Raw genomic sequence first — 17,685 nt, forward strand, 5'->3', positions numbered from 1 at the left:
TTCGAAAAACCACGTCGAACCATCCCCCGACCGGGTGACTAATTGTCTCCAAAACTTCACCGAGCGCTACTCTCGCCCTCGTGACCCACACTGCCCGCCGTATCGGCCGTTCCCTCGCCCTGGTCCTGCCCGTCGTCCTGGTCCTGTCCGGGACCCTCGCGGTCACGATGGTCCCCTGGGCGGACAACACTCCCTCCCAGATCCTGACCGCGTCCGCCGAGGACGTCTCCGTCCCCGCGAAGCCGCGCGCCGCGCAGGACGTGCTCCGCGACAAGCTGATGACCGAGCTGCAGCAGGGCGAGGCGCCCGGCGTCGTCCTGACGCACCTCCAGCAGGAGGTGGACCGGCGGCCGTCGCTCACCGACCACTGCGTGGGCATCGCGCGGGCGCTCGGCCGGGCCGCCGTGGAGGCCTACGGTCCGACGAAGGCGCAGTCCTTCGCGCGGCCCGTGTGCGACACCGCGTACGCGTCCGGCGTCGCCTCCATGGGCTGACGTCGGCCGACGCCGGCCCGCGCACGTCGCGTCGGCGGCCGCCGGAGCCCGGCGCTCCCTACTCTGGCCGCCATGACCGACGTTCCCCCCGCATCCCCCGTACCGCCCGCATCGCCCCCCGCCCCTACGTCCACCGATTCCGCGGCCGCGTTCCCGGCCTCCCCCACCCAGGCCGTCGTCCTGGCGGGCGGCCAGGGTTCGCGGCTGCGGCCGTACACGGACGACCGGCCCAAGCCGATGGTCGAGATCCCCGGCACGGGGACGCCGATCATCGGGCACCAGCTGGCCTGGCTGGCCGCCGAGGGGGTCACGGACGCCGTCGTCTCCTGCGGGCACCTCGCCGAGGTGCTCCAGGAGTGGCTGGCGCGGGCCCGGTTGCCGCTCCGCGTGACCACCGTGGTCGAGGAGGAGCCGCTGGGGCGCGGCGGGGGCCTCAAGTACGCCGCGCGCCACCTCCCGCACCCGGACCGGCCCTGGTACGCGACGAACGGGGACATCTGGACGCGGTTCTCGCTGCGCGAGATGGCGGCGTTCCACGCGGAGCGCGGGGCGGTGGCGACGCTGGCGCTGGCCCGGCCGCGGATCCCGTGGGGGGTGGTCGAGACGAACGAGTTCGGGCAGATCCTGGACTTCATCGAGGCCCCGCCGTCGCCTTATCTGATCAACGCCGGGGTGTACGTCTTCGGCGCCGAATTCACCGCGCTGCTCCCGGACTTGGGGGACCACGAGCGGACGACGTTCCCCCGGCTGGCCCGGGAGCGGCGCCTCGCGGGCTTCCCGCTGCCCCAGGGGGCCTACTGGCGGGCGATCGACACCGCGAAGGACCTCACCGAGGCCGCACGGGAGTTGGCCGCGCAGAACGCCTCCTGAGCCCACAAGCCGGCCGCACCGGCGGTACCGGCGGGGTACCGGCCGCATGCGGAAGGGCCCGGCGCGCTCCTCGCGCGCCGGGCCCTTCCGCGTACGTACGACAGGACTCAGCCGAGCAGTCCCCCGACCAGGCCGGGCTTCTTGGCCGGGGCCTCGCCGCCCCCGCCGCCGCTCCCCGACGACGAGGACGGCCGCTGCTGCGGGGCGGACTGGCGCGGCGCGCTGCCGCGCGGGGTCTGGCCGCCGCCGCTGCCCCGCGTCGCGGTCGGCGACTGGGAGCCGGCCCCGGCGCCCTTCTGGGCGGTGCCCGGGCCGGAGGTGGAGGCGGCGGTGCGGCCCGGCTTGGCGGAGGCGGACTTGGAGGCGCTCGCGGAGGGTTCCGCGGCCGCCTTGGAAGGCTGCTGCTCCTGCTGCCGCTGGGGCTGCGCGGACGGCTGGCCGGCCGGCGTCCGCGGCAGCGGGGTGCCGGGCAGGTAGTTGCTCGGGGGCTCGCCGGGCCCGGGCACGGTGACCACGGTGGTGGAGCGGACCGCCCCGCCGAGGACGGAGCCGATGATCAGGGTGAGCCCGCAGGCGATGGTCGCCATGACGGCCCCGCGGCGCAGCACCCGGCGCCGCAGCCGCCAGACCTCGGAGCGCGGTCCGAGGGTCCGCCAGGCCTCGCCGGCGAGACGGCCGTCGAGGGAGTAGACGGGGGCCCCGGCGATGATCAGCGGGCTCCAGGCGGCGAGGTAGATGATGTCGGGCGCGTCGTACGCCGGGACGGTCTTCCAGCTCACGGTCATCAGCAGCGCGGCGGACAGCAGGGCGCCGATGCAGGCGGCGAACCGCTGCCACAGCCCGAACACGGTCAGCACGCCCACGATGACCTGGAGGAACGCCACGGTGAGCCCGGCCCCGACGGGGTGGGCGAGGGCGAAGTCGCGCAGCGGTTCGGCGAGCGCCCAGGGGTGCAGGGTGTGGAGCCAGGTGACCATGGAGCCGCGTTCGCCGCCGTCGAAGTAGACGGGGTCGCACAGCTTGCCCATGCCGGCGTAGATGGAGATGAAGCCGAGGAAGACGCGCAGCGGGAGCAGCACGACGCCGAGGTTCATCCGGCGGCCCGGGTAGTACGAGGCCTGCGCGCGGCTGTCGCCGGAGGCCTGTCGGGAGTCCGCCGGGGCGCCGGGGCCGCCGGGGCCCGCGGGCCCGCCGTGGTACGGCCCGCGCGGCAGGTCCCGTACGGCGGACAGCGGACGGGTCTCGTCCGGGTCGCCGTAGGTGCGCTGGCCGATGACGGTCGGCGTGGCGAGGGTGTCCTCGTCGAGGTCGTGGGCCAGGCCGACGCGGGGGATGACCTGGGTGCCGCCGCCGCCCTCGAAGGCGTCGTAGCCGCGGCCGGCCTCCCGGACGGCCTGGAGGAGTCCGCCGGTGGCCGCGGCGTCACCGGGGGCGGACTTGCCGCTCCAGACGACGGGGGCTCTGCGGCGGGTGGCGCCGGCCGCGGCGGCCACGGCACCGCCGAGGACGGGCGCGCGGCCGGGGGCGTTCGCGGGCTTGGAACGCGCGCTCGTGCTCGGTGCGAGCCGCACGCGGAAGCTGGCGTGGTTGACGATGACCTGTGCGGGGTCGCACGGCACCTTGACCATGCTCAGCGCGGGCTGGTCGTCGAACCCTGACGTTCTGGTGTCCACACTCATCTAACCGAGTGACGAGTCTTTAGGACACTGCCTTGACATCAGGGATGTGTCCGAGACCCGTCAAGATCAAGTCACCCCGCCCGGAACGGGCGGGGTGACACGCTCACGGGTCAGGTTCCGTGGGCCAAGTGGATCAAGCTCGCCTCAGAGGCGCGGGGCCTCGGCGCGGCGGCGCGCGGCCTCGTACAGCACGACGCCCGCCGCGACACCGGCGTTGAGCGACTCGGCGCCGCCCGGCATCGGGATGCGGACGAGGTAGTCGCAGTTCTCGCCGACGAGGCGGCCGAGGCCCTTGCCCTCGGAGCCGACGACGATGACGACCGGGCCCGCGAGCTCGGCGAGGTCGTTGACCGTGTGCGTGCCCTCGGCGGCGAGGCCGACGATGGTGATGCCGGCCTTCTTGTAGTCCTGGAGGGCGCGGGTCAGGTTGGTGACGCGCGAGACCGGCGTACGGGCGGCGGTGCCGGCCGAGGTCTTCCAGGCGCCGGCGGTCATGCCGGCGGCGCGGCGCTCGGGGATGACCACGCCGTGGCCGCCGAAGGCGGAGACGGAGCGGACGATCGCGCCGAGGTTGCGCGGGTCGGTGACCCCGTCGAGGGCGACGATCAGCGGGTCCTCGCCGTTGTCGTACGCGGCGGCGGTGAGGTCCTCCGGGTGCGCGTACTCGTACGGCGGGACCTGGAGGACCAGGCCCTGGTGGTTGAGCCCGTTGGTCAGGCGGTCGAGCTCGGGGCGCGGGGCTTCCATCAGGTTGATGTTGCCGCGCTCGGCCGCGAGCTGGAGGGCCTCGCGGACGCGCTCGTCGTTGTCGATGAACTGCTGGACGTAGAGGGTGCTGGCGGGCACGCCGTCGCGCAGCGCCTCGAAGACCGGGTTGCGGCCGACGACCATCTCGCTGGTGCCCTTGGGGCCGCCGCGGCGCGGGGCCGGGCGGCGCTTGGCGGCCTGGCGCGCCATGGCGTTGCTGATGCGGTTCGCCTTGTGCTTCTTGCGGTCCTCGGCCTTGGGCGTGGGGCCCTTGCCCTCCAGGCCCTTGCGCCGCTGGCCACCGCTGCCGACCGTGGCGCCCTTCTTGTTGGACGTGCGGCGGTTCCTGCGCTGGCTGTTCCCGGCCATGACCTCTACCTGTTTCGTTGGTGCTGCGATATGTACGTATGAAGAGTGTGCCGCCCGGAGCGCCGGGCGGCACACCGTGCCTGCCTGCCCGGGCCTGGCCGGGCCGCTTGGCTCAGCGCGGGCCGAGTGTCCAGCGCGGTCCGCTCGGGCTGTCCTCGATGACCAGCCCGGACTGCTGGAGCTGGTCGCGGATGGCGTCGGCCGTGGCCCAGTCCTTGCGGCCCCGCGCGGACTCCCGCTGCTCCAGGACCAGGCGTACGAGCGTGTCGACGGCGCCGTGCAGGTCCTCGCCGCGGTCCGCCTCGCCCGCCCAGTGCGGGTCGAGCGGGTCCAGGCCGAGGACGCCCAGCATGGCCCGTACCTCCGACAGGCGCGCGATGGCCGCGTCCTTGTCGTCGGCGGCGAGGGCGCTGTTGCCCTGCCGGACGGTGGTGTGGACGATCGCGAGGGCCTGCGGGACGCCCAGGTCGTCGTCCATCACCTCGGCGAAGGCGAGGGGGACCTCGGCGGCCGGCTCGACGGGACCGCCGGCCTTCTCCACGACGCGCTGGCAGAAGCCCTCGATGCGCGCGAACGCGGACTCCGCCTCGCGCAGCGCCTCCTCGCTGTACTCGATCATCGACCGGTAGTGCGGGGTGCCGAGGTAGTAGCGCAGGACGATCGGGCGCCAGGCCTTGACCATCTCGGAGACGAGCACCGAGTTGCCGAGGGACTTGGACATCTTCTCGCCGGACATGGTGACCCAGGCGTTGTGGACCCAGTACTTCGCGAACTCGTCGCCGTAGGCCTTGGCTTGGGCGATCTCGTTCTCGTGGTGCGGGAAGATCAGGTCCAGGCCGCCGCCGTGGATGTCGAAGGCGGCGCCGAGGTACTTGTGCGCCATCGCGGAGCATTCGAGGTGCCAGCCCGGGCGGCCGCGGCCCCACGGCGTCTCCCAGGAGGGCTCGCCGGGCTTGGCGGACTTCCACATGGCGAAGTCGCGGGGGTCGCGCTTGCCCGTCTCCCCCGTGCCCGAGGGCTGCATGAGGTTGTCGAGCTCCTGGTTGGAGAGCGCGAGGTAGCCCGGGAAGGAGCGCACGTCGAAGTAGACGTTGCCGTCCGCCTCGTACGCGTGACCGCGCTCGATCAGGCCGCGCATCATCTCGACCATCTCGGTGACGTGGCCCGTGGCGCGGGGCTCGTAGGTGGGCGGGAGGCAGCCGAGGGCGGTGTAACCGTCGTTGAAGGCCCGCTCGTTCTCGTAGCCGATGGACCACCAGGGGCGGCCCTGTTCGGCCGACTTCGCGATGATCTTGTCGTCGATGTCCGTGACGTTGCGGATGAAGGTGACGTCGTAGCCGCGGTAGGCGAACCAGCGGCGCATGATGTCGAAGTTCAGGCCGGACCTGATGTGCCCGATGTGCGGGGCGGCCTGCACGGTCGCGCCACAGAGGTAGATCGAGACGCAGCCCGGAACGAGCGGGGTGAAGTCGCGGATCTGCCGGGCGCTGGTGTCGTACAGGCGAATAGTCACGGCATCCAGGGTAGTGGCCCTGTAGCAGTGCCCCGCGACCCTTTCGGGACGCGGGGTTGCTTTGTTGCCGAAGCGGAGCGCTGCGGCGCGCCGGCGCGCTCCCCGCTCGGACGGATTTATCAGGTTTGTCAGGATGCGTTCCGGTACACCAGCGCCGTGGCGATGGCGGCGAGGCCCTCGGCGCGGCCGGTGAGGCCGAGGCCGTCGGTGGTGGTGCCGGAGACGGAGACGGGGGCGCCCGCGGCGGCGGCGAGCGCCTTCTGCGCTTCCTCGCGCCGCTTGCCGATCTTCGGGCGTACGCCGATCACCTGGATGGCGATGTTGCCGATCTCGAAGCCCTCGGCGCGGACGATCCGGGCGGCCTCCGCCAGCAGGGTGACGCCGGCGGCGCCGGACCACTCGGGGCGGGAGGTGCCGAAGTGCGCGCCGAGGTCCCCGACGCCGGCGGCGGAGAAGAGGGCGTCGCAGGCGGCGTGCGCGGCGACGTCGCCGTCGGAGTGCCCGGCGAGGCCGTCCTCGCCCTCCCACAGCAGACCGGCGCACCACAGCTCGCGGCCGGCCTCGAAGGCGTGCACGTCGGTGCCGATGCCGACGAGCGGGATCAGCGGGGCGGGGGCGTCGGGGCTAGTAGGCATCGGTGGCCCTCCTGCGGGCGAGTACGGCCTCGGCGAGGACCAGGTCGAGCGGACGGGTGACCTTGAAGGCCTCTTCGTGGCCGGGGACGACCACGACGGTGACGCCGAGGCGCTCCACCATTCCGGCGTCGTCGGTGGCGCCCTCCCCGCCCGCGGTGTCGCCGGCGAGCTCGTCGTGGGCCCGCTTGAGCGTGACGAGGTCGAACCCCTGCGGGGTCTGTACGGCGCGCAGCCGCGCCCGCTCGGGCGTGGCGACGACCGGCTCGGCCTCGCCGGGCTTGCCGGGCTCGACCTCCTTGACGGTGTCGGCCAGCGGCATCGCGGGCACCACGGCGGGCGCGCCGTCGCGGACGGCCTGGGCGACGGCGTCGACCGTGTCCACGGGGACCAGCGGGCGGGCGGCGTCGTGGATGAGCACGGTGGTGACGCCGTCGGGCAGCGCGTCGAGACCGGCGCGCACCGACTCCTGCCGGGTGTCACCGCCGGGGACGACGAGGATCTCGGTGCGTTCGGGCAGCGCGTGCTCGTCGAGCAGGTTGCGCACCTCGGCGGCGCCGTCGGGCGGCGCGACGACGACCACGAGGGACACCGCGCGGGAGCGGGCCATGGCGCGGACGGCGTGGATGAGCATGGGCGTGCCGCCGATGCCCCGCAGGGCCTTGGGGGCACCGGGGCCGAGGCGTACGCCGCGGCCGGCGGCCGGGATCACCGCGGCGGTGCGGTGGGGGCGCGATTCGTCAGACATCAAGGAGCTCCGGGAGTGTGACTCCGGTTTGGCGACCAGGTTTGTGACTTCGGCCGACGTGGGTATGGCCTCAAGGGTGCCGGGTGCGACGCCCCTCGCCCCTTCCGTGACGACCGGACGAGTCGGCTGCCCGGACCCGGCACGCCAGTGGTTCGACCTGCGTGGCGCGCGGGATCACGGGTAGGGGTGGGAAGGCGGGGATACAGACATGCCGCAGCGCCCGGCAACAAGTTTCCTTGTCATCGGGCACCGCGGCACAGCTGTGTACGGCTGGTCGTCGCGTCAGGACGCGAGAACCTCGTCGAGGAGGGCCTCAGCCTTGTCCTCGTTGGTGTTTTCGGCGAGCGCGAGCTCGCTCACCAGAATCTGGCGCGCCTTCGCGAGCATCCGCTTCTCGCCCGCGGAAAGCCCGCGCTCACGCTCACGACGCCACAGGTCACGCACCACTTCGGCGACCTTGATGACATCGCCAGAAGCGAGCTTCTCCAGATTTGCCTTGTAGCGCCGGGACCAGTTCGTCGGCTCTTCTGCGTACGGTGCGCGAAGCACCTCGAAGACCCGGTCCAGCCCGTCCTGGCCGACTACGTCGCGAACACCGACGAACTCCGCATTGTCCGCAGGCACACGAACCGTCAGGTCGCCCTGGGCGACCTTGAGCACCAAGTAGGTCTTGTCCACGCCTTTGATCTGACGAGTCTCAATGGCCTCGATCAGCGCGGCCCCGTGATGGGGATAGACCACGGTGTCGCCAACCTTGAACGTCATGTGACAGGTACCCCTTCCGTGGCTATCCAGGGTAACACGAGAACTGACCGTAATGAATGGCGTTTTCGCAGGTCAGGGCCCATCTCAGGGCTTGACAACTGTGATGCGAACGTGCTGCGGAGGGCCTGCGGAAGGGGGTATTCGCAGGTCGGAGGCGCTGCGCGGACCAGCCGAAACGGCCACGTTACACCTGCCGCCCGACCGGTTCGGTGTGACGTACGTCCCGTTTTGCCGGTTTCGGGGCGGGTAAACCGAACTACTCCGTTCGACTGGCGACCACCCGTACGGAGCGGTTCCGGCCCAATCGGGAATTGATCACGGAGTGGCGTTCGGGGGAATCCCGGAATTCGATCACCGGCCACCCGGCGTGCGATATGCGAGGGGCACATGAACGGCGGGCGGAATACAAGATCGCGGGGCGGCCGCAGGGCGGGCCGGGTACTGCGGAGGGTCGGGTGCGGGGGCGGGGCGGCGGCTCGGTAACCTAAGCCCGCTGACACACCCTTAGGGCGGCTTTACCTCGGCCGTCCCGAGAGCCCACCCTCCCGTCCGTACGTCCTAGGAGTTGCCGCCGCCGTGAGCCGCAGCCTTCGACGCGGCGCCCTCGCCGCTTCCGCCGTCGTGTTCTCCATCGCCTCGCTCGCCGCGTGCGGCGCGGGCAACGACGCGCAGACTCTCCAGATCAAGCCGGACAACGCCGCCGTCACCAAGGGCGACATCAAGGTCCAGAACGCACTGGTGATCACCCAGGGCGAGAAGGACGCGAAGGGCCCCGCCGCCGTCTCGGCGACGGTCTTCAACTCCGGCACGACCGAGCAGACGCTCGACGCCATCACCCTCAAGGGCGGCGGCAAGGTCGTACTGAAGGGCGCGACGGGCAGCGGCAAGGTCGTCGTGCCGGCCGGCGGCTCCGTGGTGCTCGGCGGCAAGGGCAACGCCGCCGCCGTGATCGAGGGCGGCCGCGAGGCGGTCCAGGACGGCAACGTCCAGGACGTCGTCTTCCAGCTGAGCAAGACGGGCGACGTCGCCCTCCAGGCGTTCGTCGTCCCGGGCTCCGGGATGTACGCGAACTACGGCCCGACCGAGGCCCCGGCCGCCGGCGCCAGCCCGTCGGGCAGCCCGTCCGGCTCCCCCTCCGGCAGCCCGTCCGGCGCCCCCTCGGGCGGCCCCTCCGGCACCCCCGCGGGCAAGCCGTCGGGCAGCGCCTCCACCTCGGCGGGCGCCGCCGCGGGCACGCCGTCGGGCTCCCCGTCGCACAGCGCCGGTCACTGACACACCGGAAGGGCCCCGTCCGCTCGCTGCGGACGGGGCCCTTCTGTCATCCCGGTGGAGCCGGGTTCAGGGCCTGCGGCCCCTTCGGTTTACGGCTCGAACTTGTAGCCGAGGCCACGGACCGTGACCAGGTAGCGCGGCGCGCCCGGGTCCGGCTCGATCTTGGCGCGCAGCCGCTTCACGTGGACGTCGAGGGTCTTGGTGTCACCGACGTAGTCGGCGCCCCAGACCCGGTCGATGAGCTGCATACGGGTCAGCACGCGGCCCGCGTTGCGCAGCAGCATCTCCAGCAGGTCGAACTCCTTCAGCGGCAGGTCCACCTTGCCGCCGCCGACGGTGACGACGTGGCGGTCCACGTCCATCCGTACGGGGCCGGCCTCCAGGGCCGCCGGGGTGACCTCCTCCGGCTCGCCGCGGCGGCGCAGGACCGCGCGGATGCGGGCGACCAGCTCCCGCGAGGAGAAGGGCTTGGTGACGTAGTCATCGGCTCCTATCTCCAGCCCGACGACCTTGTCGATCTCGCTGTCCTTGGCGGTCACCATGATCACGGGGACGTTGGAGCGGCCGCGCAGCTGCCGGCAGACCTCCGTACCGGGCAGGCCGGGGAGCATCAGGTCGAGCAGGACGAGGTCGGCGCCGTTGCGCTCGAACTCGTCGAGCCCGTCGGGCCCCGTCGCCGCGATCGCGACCTCGAAGCCTTCCTTGCGGAGCATGTAGGACAGGGCGTCGCTGAAGGATTCCTCATCCTCGACGACGAGCACTCGGGTCACGGAAGGACCTCCGGGGCAGGGATGACTGGTTCTGGGTCGAGCAGGGGTCGGGCGGGTGCGGGGGCCGTCGCGGGGGTCTGGGCTGCTGCTTCGGGGAGTCGCAGGGTGAACGTGGAGCCCTGGCCCTCCGAGCTCCATACCGACACCTCCCCGCCGTGCGACGCCGCCACGTGCTTCACGATCGCGAGGCCGAGTCCGGTACCTCCCGTGGCGCGGGAGCGGGCCGGGTCCACGCGGTAGAAGCGCTCGAAGATGCGCTCGCGGTCCTTTTCGGGGATGCCGATGCCCTGGTCGGTCACGGCTATCTCGATCAAGTCTCCACCCGGCGCGGTGACCCGCCGCGCGGCGATGCCGACGCGGGTACGGGCCGGGCTGTAGTTGACGGCGTTCTCCACGAGGTTGCCGAGGGCGGCCGCGAGCTGTCCCCGGTTGCCCCAGACGCGCAGGTCGGCGGTGCCGCCGGCGGCCATGGTGATCTGCTTGGAGGTGGCCGTGTGGCGGCAGCGGTCGATGGCCTCCGCCACGAGCGTGTCCACCCGTACGGGCTCCGCGTCCTCCAGGGGGTCGTCGTTCTGTACCCGGGAGAGGTCGATGAGCTCTTGTACGAGGCTGATCAGACGGGCCGCCTCGATCTGCATCCGGCCGGCGAAGCGGCTGACCGCCTCGGGGTCGTCCGAGGCGTCCATGACCGCCTCGGAGAGCAGCGAGATCGCTCCGACCGGGGTCTTCAGCTCGTGCGACACGTTCGCGACGAAGTCGCGGCGCACCGCCTCGATGCGGCGGGCCTCGGTGAGGTCCTCGACGAGCAGCAGCACGAGCCGGGAGCCGAGCGGGGCGACGCGGGCGGAGACCGCGAGGGCCTCGCCCCGGCCGGTGCCGCGCCGGGGCAGGTCCAGTTCGACCTGGCGTATCTCCCCGTCACGGCGGGTGTCGCGGGCCATGTGGAGCATGGGCTCCACGGACAGCTTCCCGCCGCGGACCAGCCCCAGGGCGTACGCCGCCGAGCTGGCCTTGACCACCGCGTCGCCTTCGTCGAGTACGACGGCGGAGGAGCGGAGTACGGAGAGGACGGTGTCCACGCCGGGCGGGAGCACCGCGTTGATGTCGGGGCGCATGGAGCTCCGGGTGGGGCGGGCCTGGTCGCGCTCGCTCCAGCGGAACGCCAGCATCGCGATCACACCGGTGCACAGACCGGCGATCGCTGCAGCTGCGGCGACCGCCGCGTTCACGTCCATGTATCCAGGTTAAGCAGGCATGACGACACTTCCACAGCCGTTCGGGTGGCACCTCGAACACTCGTCGCCCAGAGTTCACCCTGGCGACGGGGTTGATTCACTTGTGATGCCGGAGTCGGACGCGTTCACGGCCGAACGTGTCAACGTGGGGCCATGAGGCCGCCCCGGCCCGGCCCACGGGCAGGAAAGCAGTAGGCAGTAGGCAGAGAGGGACACCCATGCGTGACGCGTACCACGAGGAACTGGACTCGATCGGAGAAGGCCTGGTCGAGATGGCCCGGCTGGTCGGTTCCGCGATCGGGCGGGCCACGACGTCCATGCTCGACGCCGACCTGAAGCTCGCCGAGAGCGTCATCGCCGCCGACCAGAAGGTCGACGACCTCCAGCACGACCTGGAGGCGCGCGCCATCGCGCTGCTCGCCCGCCAGCAGCCGGTCGCCACCGACCTGCGCATCGTCGTCACCTCGCTGCGGATGAGCGCGGACCTGGAGCGCTCCGGCGACCTGGCCCAGCACGTGGCGAAGCTCGCCCGGCTGCGGTTCCCGGACACGGCGGTGCCGCGGGACCTGCACGCCACCATCCTGGAGATGGGGCAGCTGGCGCAGCGCCTGATGGCGAAGGCCGCCGAGGTGATCATCACGAAGGACGTCGACCTGGCGCTCCAACTGGAGCAGGACGACGACGAGATGGACCAGCTGCACCGCACGCTGTTCCAGCACCTGATGGACGACCGCTGGAAGCACGGCATCGAGACCGCCGTGGACGTGACGCTGCTGGGCCGCTACTACGAGCGCTTCGCGGACCACGCGGTGTCGGTGGCCAAGCGCGTCGTCTACCTGGTGACGGGCGAGCACGCGGACGAGCTCCAGCCCCCGACGGTCGTCGAGGGCGTCTGAGGGCGGGGAGGCCCTCCTGCGCTTCTGCGCCAATGCGCCGTTGACGCGCCGGTATGGCTGGGCATGAATGAGGCGAAGGCACTCCCACGTTCGCCATCCCGTATGCCGCCTGCGAGGAGGAACCATGCCCGATTCCCCCGTTCCCATCACCCCGGAGCAAGAGCAGCAGCCGAGGCCCGAACCGCTGCGCCTGCCGCTGCTCGCCGCCTGCGGCTGCGGCTCGGGCTGCGGCTGCGGCTGCCAGTCCGGCGCCCCGTGCCAGTGCGGCGGCTGACCCGCCCACCGGTACCCGTACGCGAGAGGGCCCCGTCCGGCACACCCATGCCGGCCGGGGCCCTCACCCGTACCCCTAGGATGCCGACGGGGGCGGGGCCGTAGCGCAGAGGTCGTCGCGCGCGGTCTCCAAAACCGCGAGGACGCCGGTTCGATCCCGGCCGGCTCCGTCCCTCTCCTCAGCGCGGCGTGAGGAGGCAGAACTCGTTGCCTTCCGGGTCGGCCAGAACCGTCCAGTGGATCGCGGCCCGGTCGAAAGCGGGGTCGGTGGCGCCCAGGGCGCGCAGTCGGGCCTCCTCCTCCGCCAGGTCGTCGCCGGGGTAGGGGCAGACGTCGAGGTGGACGCGGTTCCACACGCTCTTGGTGTCGGGAGTCCGGAGGAACTCCAGGTAGGGCCCGACGCCCTTGGCGGAGCGCAGGCTCGCCTGCTCGTCGGTGACCTGGTGCACCGTCCAGTCCGTCGCCTCGCCCCAGAACCGGGCCATCCCCCGCGGGTCGGCGCAGTCGACCACCACCGCGGCGACCGGCCCGGTGTCCCGGTAGACCTGACGGGGCTCCAGGACGCAGAACTCGTTGCCCTCCGGGTCGGCCATGACCGTCCAGGGGACGTCGCCCTGCCCCACGTCGGCGAGCGTCGCGCCGAGATCCTTCAAGCGCGCGACCAGCTCCGCCTGATGGGCGGTCGAGGTGGTGGCCAGATCGAGGTGCACCCGGTTCTTGACCGTCTTGGGTTCCGGGCGGGCGACGATGTCGATGCAGACGGCCACGGGGTCGGGGTAGGCGAAGCCCACGGGTTCGAGGTTGGTCACCCCGGGCCCCTCGCTGTCGACACCCCAGCCGAGTGCCTCCGCCCAGAACCGCCCGAGCGCGGAGTCGTCGTGGGCCTTCATGTTGATCTGCACGAGTCGCGTTGCCATGCCGCAGATCCTAGGACTCAGCGCATGAGAATGCCTCCCACCCGGCGCCGTATGCGCAGGTGGGAGGCATGATCACAAAACTTGCTACTTCTTGCCCTGGTTCTTGACGGCCTCGATGGCGGCCGCGGCGGCCGCCGGGTCGAGGTAGGTGCCGCCCGGGTTGAGGGGCTTGAAGTCGGCGTCCAGCTCGTAGGCGAGGGGGATGCCGGTCGGGATGTTGAGGCCCGCGATGTCGGCGTCGGAGATGCCGTCCAGGTGCTTGACCAGGGCGCGGAGGCTGTTGCCGTGCGCCGCGACCAGGACCGTGCGGCCCGCGAGGAGGTCCGGGACGATGCCGTCGTACCAGTACGGGAGCATGCGGACGACGACGTCCTTCAGGCACTCCGTCTTGGGGCGGAGCTCCGGCGGGATGGTCGCGTAGCGCGGGTCCTCGGACTGGGAGAACTCCGTACCGTCCGCGAGGGCCGGCGGCGGGGTGTCGTACGAGCGGCGCCACAGCATGAACTGCTCCTCGCCGAACTCGGCGAGGGTCTGGGCCTTGTCCTTGCCCTGGAGGGCGCCGTAGTGGCGCTCGTTCAGGCGCCAGGAGCGGTGGACCGGGATCCAGTGGCGGTCGGCGGACTCCAGGGCCAGCTGCGCGGTGCGGATCGCGCGCTTCTGGAGGGACGTGTGGACCACGTCGGGGAGGAGGTCGGCGTCCTTCAGGAGTTCGCCACCGCGGACTGCCTCCTTCTCGCCCTTCTCGTTGAGATTCACGTCCACCCAGCCGGTGAACAGGTTCTTCGCGTTCCACTCGCTCTCGCCGTGGCGGAGGAGGATCAGCTTGTACGGTGCGTCGGCCATGCGTACGAGCCTAATGGACGCGCCGGAGCCCTCGCGCGCGCCGTTCACGGGCTGGTCGGACGGCGTCGATTGACGCTGCCCGTCAATTCGCTGGCGTGCGCGCGCGGGCGCTCGTACGGTGCGGGGAGCCCAAGAGACGCTTACATCACCGGGGGATTCCGTATGGTTTTCGGCAGTTTGACACGGGTCGTCCGGGAAAGCGTGTCGGGTCTGCCGCGCGCTTTCTGGTGGCTCTGGACGAGCACGCTGATCAACCGGCTCGGGGCCTTCGTCGCCACGTTCATGACCCTGTACCTGACCCTGGAGCGGGGCTATTCGGCCTCCTTCGCCGGGCTCGTGGTGGCCCTGCACGGGCTGGGCGGGGTGATCTCCTCGCTGGTCGCGGGCGTGATGACCGACCGGCTGGGGCGGCGGCCGACGCTGCTGGCGGCGCAGGCGTCGACGGCGTTCTCGGTGGCGCTGCTCGGGTTCATGGAGCACCCGGCGGCGATCGCGGCGGTGGCGCTGCTGGTCGGCATGACCTCGAACGCGTCGCGGCCGGCGGTGCAGGCGATGATGGCGGACATCGTCCGCCCGGAGGACCGGGTCCGGGCCTTCTCGCTCAACTACTGGGCCATCAACCTCGGGTTCGCGGTGAGCGCGACGGCGGCGGGCGTGATCGCCGAGTACAGCTACCTGGCCGGGTTCCTGGGCGAGGCGGCGCTGACGCTGGTGTGCGCGGTGCTGGTGTACGCCAAGCTGCCGGAGTCGCAACCGGCGGCGGTGCCCGTCGCCCCGGGGACGGCCGTCGGGCCCGAGACCCGGCTGGGGACGGTCCTGCGCGACGGGCGGTTCATGGGCGTGGTCGGGCTGTCGTTCCTGATCTCGCTCGTGTTCACGCAGGGGTCGGTCGGGCTGCCGGTGGCGATGGGCGCGGCCGGGTTCTCGCCCGGGGACTACGGGCTGGTCATCGCGGTGAACGGGCTGCTGATCGTGGTGCTGCAGATCCCGGTCAGCCGGTTCATCGAGCACCGGGACCCGCAGCTGCTGCTGGTCGCCTCGGCGTTGCTGGCCGGATACGGGTTCGCGCTGACGGCGTTCGCCGGGTCGCTGTGGGCGTACGCGCTGACGGTGTGCGTGTGGACGCTCGCGGAGATCGTGAACTCGCCGACGCAGATGAGCCTGGTGGTGCGGCTGTCCCCGGCGGACGGACGCGGGCGCTACCAGGGGGTGTACACGATGTCGTGGGCGGTGGCCTCGCTGGTGGCCCCGCTGATGGCGGGGTTCGTGATCGACCGCTGGGGGGCGGGGTGGCTGTGGGGGGCCACGGGCGTGGTGGGCACGGGGGCGGCGCTGGGGTACTGGCTGCTGATGCGGGGGGTTCCCGTGGGGGCGGGGGGCGGGGCGGCTGTCGCCGATGTCCCGGCCGGTGAGGTTGCTGTTGCCCCGGTGGCCGTCGCTCCCGTGACCGCGGAGACGGTGGCCGCCGCGGATGTGCGGCCCGCCGTCTGACGCGGGTGGATGGGGGGCGGGCGGGTGGCGGGGCCCTGCGGGGCTCCTCCCCTGCCCGCCCTTCCGCCGTTCCCCGGGGTGGCGGGGCCCGTCAGCGGGACGGGTGGGTGAGGTGTTTGAAGGCGTCCAGGTTGCGGGTGGATTCGCCGCGGGAGACGCGCCAGTCGTACTCGCGCTTGATCGCCCCCGCGAAGCCCAGCTCCAGCAGGGTGTTGAAGGCGCCGTCCGCCGCTTCCAGGACGGTGCCGAGCAGCCGGTCCAGGTCCTGCGGGGTCACCACCGACAGCGGGAGCCGGGCCGTCAGGTAGACGTCGCCGAGGGGGTCGACCGCGTAGGCCATCCCGTACAGCTTGAGGTTGCGCTCCAGGAGCCAGCGGTGGACCCCGGCCTCGTTCTCGTCGGGGTGGCGGATGACGAAGGCGTTCACCGACAGGGAGTGCCTGCCGATGCGGAGCGAGCAGGTGGTGCTCAGCTTGCGGGTGCCGGGCAGCTGGACCACGTACGAGCCCGGGTCCGGGCTCTCCCAGGCCAGTCCGGCCTCGGTCAGCGTGCCCTCGACGATCGCGGCGGTTCCAGCGTCAACGTCAGCCATGGTGGGAGCGTACGCGACGGCGATGATCAAGCATCGCCGCGGTGTACACGTCCGCGGTGCCGGCGGCCGCCGTGTCCCAGCCGAAGAACTGCGCGTGCCGGGCCGCCTCGCCGCCCATCCGGTCCGCGAGCCCCGGGTCGTCCACGAACCGCCGCAGCTCCCGCGCGTAGTCCACCGGGTCGTGCCCGGGTACGAGGATCCCCGTGACCCCGTCGTTGACGGCCACCGGCAGGCCGCCGACCGCCGCCGCGAGCACCGGGGTGCCGGTCGCCTGCGCCTCTATGGCGACGAGCCCGAAGGACTCGTTGTACGAGGGCATGACCAGTACGGACGCCGCCCGGAACCAGTCGGCCAGCCGGTCCTGCGCCACCGGCGGCTGGAAGTGGACGAGGTCGGCGATGCCCAGCTTCGCGGCGAGCTTCTGGAGCCCCTCCGGCTTGGCGAGGCCGCTGCCGCTGGGGCCGCCGACGACGGGTACGAAAAGGCGGTGGCGCAGCGACGGATCCCGGTCCACCAGCTCGGCGACCGCCCGCAGCAGGATGTCGGGGGCCTTCAGGGGCTGGATGCGCCCGGCGAAGAGGGGGATCACCGCGTCCTGCGGGAGGCCGAGCCGGGCGCGGGCGGCGGCGCGGCCGTCGCCGGCGGTGAAGCGGTCGAGGTTCACGCCGGGGTGGACGACGGCCACCTTCGCGGGGTCGGCCTCGTAGTGCCGTACGAGTTCTTCCGCTTCCTCGGCGGTGTTGGCGATGAGCCGGTCCGAGGCCGCGACGATCTGGGTCTCGCCGATGACGCGGGCGGCGGGCTCGGGCGTGTCGCCCTCGGCCAGCGCCGCGTTCTTGACCTTGGCCATGGTGTGCATCGCGTGGACGAGCGGGACGCCCCAGCGCTCGGCGGCGAGCCAGCCGACGTGGCCGGAGAGCCAGTAGTGGGAGTGCACGAGGTCGTAGTAGCCGGGGCGGTGTCCGGCCCAGGCCTGCATCACGCCGTGGGTGAAGGCGCACAGCTGTGCCGGGAGCTCCTCCTTGGCGAGGCCCTCGTACGGGCCCGCGTCCACGTGGCGCACGAGGACGCCGGGGGCGAGCTCGACCACGGGGGCGAGGCCGCCCTCGGTGGCCCGGGTGAAGATCTCGACCTCGATGTTGATCGCGGCGAGGCGCTTGGCGAGCTCCACGATGTACACGTTCATGCCGCCGGCGTCGCCGGTGCCGGGCTGGTGCAGCGGTGAGGTGTGCACGCTGAGCATGGCGACGCGGCGCGGCTTGCGGTGGTGGCCGACGGCCGGGAGGCGGAGCCTCGGCGGGTCGTGCCGGGTGGAGCGGGCGGCGGCGATCCTGCCGCTGAGGCTGCCACCGAGGCGGGACACGTACTGGCTCAAGGGAGCGGTTCCTCTCGCTCGGACGGGCGTGACGGTGGCGCGACGACGGCATGACGACGGCTGAGCGACGGCATGACGGCGAAGAGCGCGTTCGGCGCCCTTCAAGGAGTGCAACCCGAATGGCCGTGCCCCGCATTCCGGGCTTCCGGATTTGCTCCCTGATTTGTCGGAGAGTTGCCGGAGAGTCGCCTGATTTTCATCCGT

The 17,685-nt window shown here is 72.1% G+C and carries 18 protein-coding genes and 1 tRNA gene; 7 read left to right on the forward strand and 12 right to left on the reverse strand.

Going from position 1 to position 17,685, the window contains the following annotated elements; genetic code table 11:
* Positions 1–80: 80 nt before the first annotated feature.
* Together IE248_RS27525 and IE248_RS27530 are read left to right on the forward strand one after the other, a co-directional pair.
* Positions 81–494 (forward strand): hypothetical protein, encoded by a 414-nt coding sequence (locus IE248_RS27525; RefSeq protein WP_123079373.1) that lies wholly within the window; start codon positions 81–83, stop codon positions 492–494.
* A 72-nt stretch (positions 495–566) separates the two neighbouring features.
* Positions 567–1,364, forward strand: a complete 798-nt coding sequence (locus IE248_RS27530; RefSeq protein WP_229895559.1) for a nucleotidyltransferase family protein — start codon at positions 567–569, stop codon at positions 1,362–1,364.
* A gap of 107 nt (positions 1,365–1,471) precedes the next feature.
* Here IE248_RS27530 and IE248_RS27535 read toward each other — a convergent pair whose 3' ends face one another.
* From IE248_RS27535 to IE248_RS27560, 6 genes are all read right to left on the reverse strand, one after another.
* Complete coding sequence (locus IE248_RS27535) at positions 1,472–3,043, reverse strand: DoxX family protein (protein ID WP_073799639.1); 1,572 nt, start codon at positions 3,041–3,043, stop codon at positions 1,472–1,474.
* A gap of 144 nt (positions 3,044–3,187) precedes the next feature.
* Positions 3,188–4,159, reverse strand: coding sequence for a 23S rRNA (guanosine(2251)-2'-O)-methyltransferase RlmB (gene rlmB, locus IE248_RS27540; RefSeq protein ID WP_008743941.1), 972 nt, complete (start codon positions 4,157–4,159; stop codon positions 3,188–3,190).
* A 112-nt stretch (positions 4,160–4,271) separates the two neighbouring features.
* A complete protein-coding gene (gene cysS, locus IE248_RS27545) occupies positions 4,272–5,672 on the reverse strand; it encodes a cysteine--tRNA ligase (protein ID WP_100582847.1) in 1,401 nt (466 codons plus the stop codon).
* Between the two features lie 128 nt (positions 5,673–5,800).
* Positions 5,801–6,307: a 2-C-methyl-D-erythritol 2,4-cyclodiphosphate synthase gene (gene ispF / locus IE248_RS27550; protein WP_008743939.1), complete on the reverse strand. Its 507-nt coding sequence runs from the start codon at positions 6,305–6,307 to the stop codon at positions 5,801–5,803.
* A complete protein-coding gene (gene ispD / locus IE248_RS27555; RefSeq protein WP_073799641.1) occupies positions 6,297–7,052 on the reverse strand; it encodes a 2-C-methyl-D-erythritol 4-phosphate cytidylyltransferase in 756 nt (251 codons plus the stop codon). The genes ispF and ispD overlap by 11 nt, the downstream gene beginning before the upstream one ends.
* 282 nt (positions 7,053–7,334) lie before the next feature.
* Positions 7,335–7,817: a CarD family transcriptional regulator gene (locus tag IE248_RS27560; protein WP_003953493.1), complete on the reverse strand. Its 483-nt coding sequence runs from the start codon at positions 7,815–7,817 to the stop codon at positions 7,335–7,337.
* A 576-nt stretch (positions 7,818–8,393) separates the two neighbouring features.
* On the opposite strand from IE248_RS27560, the gene IE248_RS27565 reads away from it, so the two are divergent.
* On the forward strand, positions 8,394–9,089 hold the full coding sequence (locus IE248_RS27565) for a DUF461 domain-containing protein (protein WP_073799642.1): 696 nt from the start codon (positions 8,394–8,396) through the stop codon (positions 9,087–9,089).
* Between the two features lie 89 nt (positions 9,090–9,178).
* Here IE248_RS27565 and phoP read toward each other — a convergent pair whose 3' ends face one another.
* On the reverse strand, positions 9,179–9,850 hold the full coding sequence (gene phoP / locus IE248_RS27570; protein WP_008743935.1) for a two-component system response regulator PhoP: 672 nt from the start codon (positions 9,848–9,850) through the stop codon (positions 9,179–9,181).
* Positions 9,851–9,855: 5 nt separating this feature from the next.
* Complete coding sequence (gene phoR, locus IE248_RS27575) at positions 9,856–11,094, reverse strand: two-component system sensor histidine kinase PhoR (protein ID WP_008743934.1); 1,239 nt, start codon at positions 11,092–11,094, stop codon at positions 9,856–9,858.
* A gap of 218 nt (positions 11,095–11,312) precedes the next feature.
* On the opposite strand from phoR, the gene phoU reads away from it, so the two are divergent.
* The 3 genes from phoU to IE248_RS27590 all read left to right on the forward strand — a co-directional run bounded on the left by phoU (position 11,313) and on the right by IE248_RS27590 (position 12,433).
* A complete protein-coding gene (gene phoU, locus IE248_RS27580) occupies positions 11,313–11,990 on the forward strand; it encodes a phosphate signaling complex protein PhoU (protein ID WP_008743932.1) in 678 nt (225 codons plus the stop codon).
* A 124-nt stretch (positions 11,991–12,114) separates the two neighbouring features.
* Complete coding sequence (locus IE248_RS27585; protein WP_008743931.1) at positions 12,115–12,264, forward strand: hypothetical protein; 150 nt, start codon at positions 12,115–12,117, stop codon at positions 12,262–12,264.
* A 94-nt stretch (positions 12,265–12,358) separates the two neighbouring features.
* Positions 12,359–12,433 (forward strand) — tRNA-Trp (locus tag IE248_RS27590).
* Positions 12,434–12,442: 9 nt separating this feature from the next.
* Here IE248_RS27590 and IE248_RS27595 read toward each other — a convergent pair.
* Both IE248_RS27595 and IE248_RS27600 read right to left on the reverse strand, forming a co-directional pair.
* Positions 12,443–13,180: a VOC family protein gene (locus IE248_RS27595; RefSeq protein WP_190032020.1), complete on the reverse strand. Its 738-nt coding sequence runs from the start codon at positions 13,178–13,180 to the stop codon at positions 12,443–12,445.
* 84 nt (positions 13,181–13,264) lie between these two features.
* Complete coding sequence (locus tag IE248_RS27600; protein WP_073775180.1) at positions 13,265–14,023, reverse strand: phosphoglyceromutase; 759 nt, start codon at positions 14,021–14,023, stop codon at positions 13,265–13,267.
* A 162-nt stretch (positions 14,024–14,185) separates the two neighbouring features.
* On the opposite strand from IE248_RS27600, the gene IE248_RS27605 reads away from it, so the two are divergent.
* Complete coding sequence (locus IE248_RS27605; RefSeq protein ID WP_190032021.1) at positions 14,186–15,514, forward strand: MDR family MFS transporter; 1,329 nt, start codon at positions 14,186–14,188, stop codon at positions 15,512–15,514.
* Between the two features lie 91 nt (positions 15,515–15,605).
* On the opposite strand, the gene IE248_RS27610 is transcribed toward IE248_RS27605, so the two are convergent.
* Entirely contained in the window at positions 15,606–16,106 is a 501-nt protein-coding gene (locus IE248_RS27610) for a type III secretion system chaperone family protein (protein WP_008742417.1), read from the reverse strand.
* Positions 16,099–17,481: a D-inositol-3-phosphate glycosyltransferase gene (mshA, locus tag IE248_RS27615; protein ID WP_008742416.1), complete on the reverse strand. Its 1,383-nt coding sequence runs from the start codon at positions 17,479–17,481 to the stop codon at positions 16,099–16,101. Before mshA ends, IE248_RS27610 begins: the two co-directional genes overlap by 8 nt.
* Positions 17,482–17,685 lie beyond the last annotated feature (204 nt).

The organism is Streptomyces goshikiensis, from assembly GCF_014650555.1.
Classification (GTDB): domain Bacteria; phylum Actinomycetota; class Actinomycetes; order Streptomycetales; family Streptomycetaceae; genus Streptomyces; species Streptomyces goshikiensis.

Coding starts and splice junctions, on each gene's coding strand:
- IE248_RS27605 (WP_190032021.1), top strand. CDS start 14,186: ATGGTTTTCGGCAGTTTGACACGGGTCGTCCGGGAAAGCGTGTCGGGT.
- ispF (WP_008743939.1), bottom strand. CDS start 6,307: ATGCCTACTAGCCCCGACGCCCCCGCCCCGCTGATCCCGCTCGTCGGC.
- phoU (WP_008743932.1), top strand. CDS start 11,313: ATGCGTGACGCGTACCACGAGGAACTGGACTCGATCGGAGAAGGCCTG.
- IE248_RS27530 (WP_229895559.1), top strand. CDS start 567: ATGACCGACGTTCCCCCCGCATCCCCCGTACCGCCCGCATCGCCCCCC.
- rlmB (WP_008743941.1), bottom strand. CDS start 4,159: ATGGCCGGGAACAGCCAGCGCAGGAACCGCCGCACGTCCAACAAGAAG.
- phoR (WP_008743934.1), bottom strand. CDS start 11,094: ATGGACGTGAACGCGGCGGTCGCCGCAGCTGCAGCGATCGCCGGTCTG.
- ispD (WP_073799641.1), bottom strand. CDS start 7,052: ATGTCTGACGAATCGCGCCCCCACCGCACCGCCGCGGTGATCCCGGCC.
- IE248_RS27560 (WP_003953493.1), bottom strand. CDS start 7,817: ATGACGTTCAAGGTTGGCGACACCGTGGTCTATCCCCATCACGGGGCC.
- IE248_RS27585 (WP_008743931.1), top strand. CDS start 12,115: ATGCCCGATTCCCCCGTTCCCATCACCCCGGAGCAAGAGCAGCAGCCG.
- IE248_RS27610 (WP_008742417.1), bottom strand. CDS start 16,106: ATGGCTGACGTTGACGCTGGAACCGCCGCGATCGTCGAGGGCACGCTG.
- IE248_RS27595 (WP_190032020.1), bottom strand. CDS start 13,180: ATGGCAACGCGACTCGTGCAGATCAACATGAAGGCCCACGACGACTCC.
- IE248_RS27535 (WP_073799639.1), bottom strand. CDS start 3,043: ATGAGTGTGGACACCAGAACGTCAGGGTTCGACGACCAGCCCGCGCTG.
- IE248_RS27600 (WP_073775180.1), bottom strand. CDS start 14,023: ATGGCCGACGCACCGTACAAGCTGATCCTCCTCCGCCACGGCGAGAGC.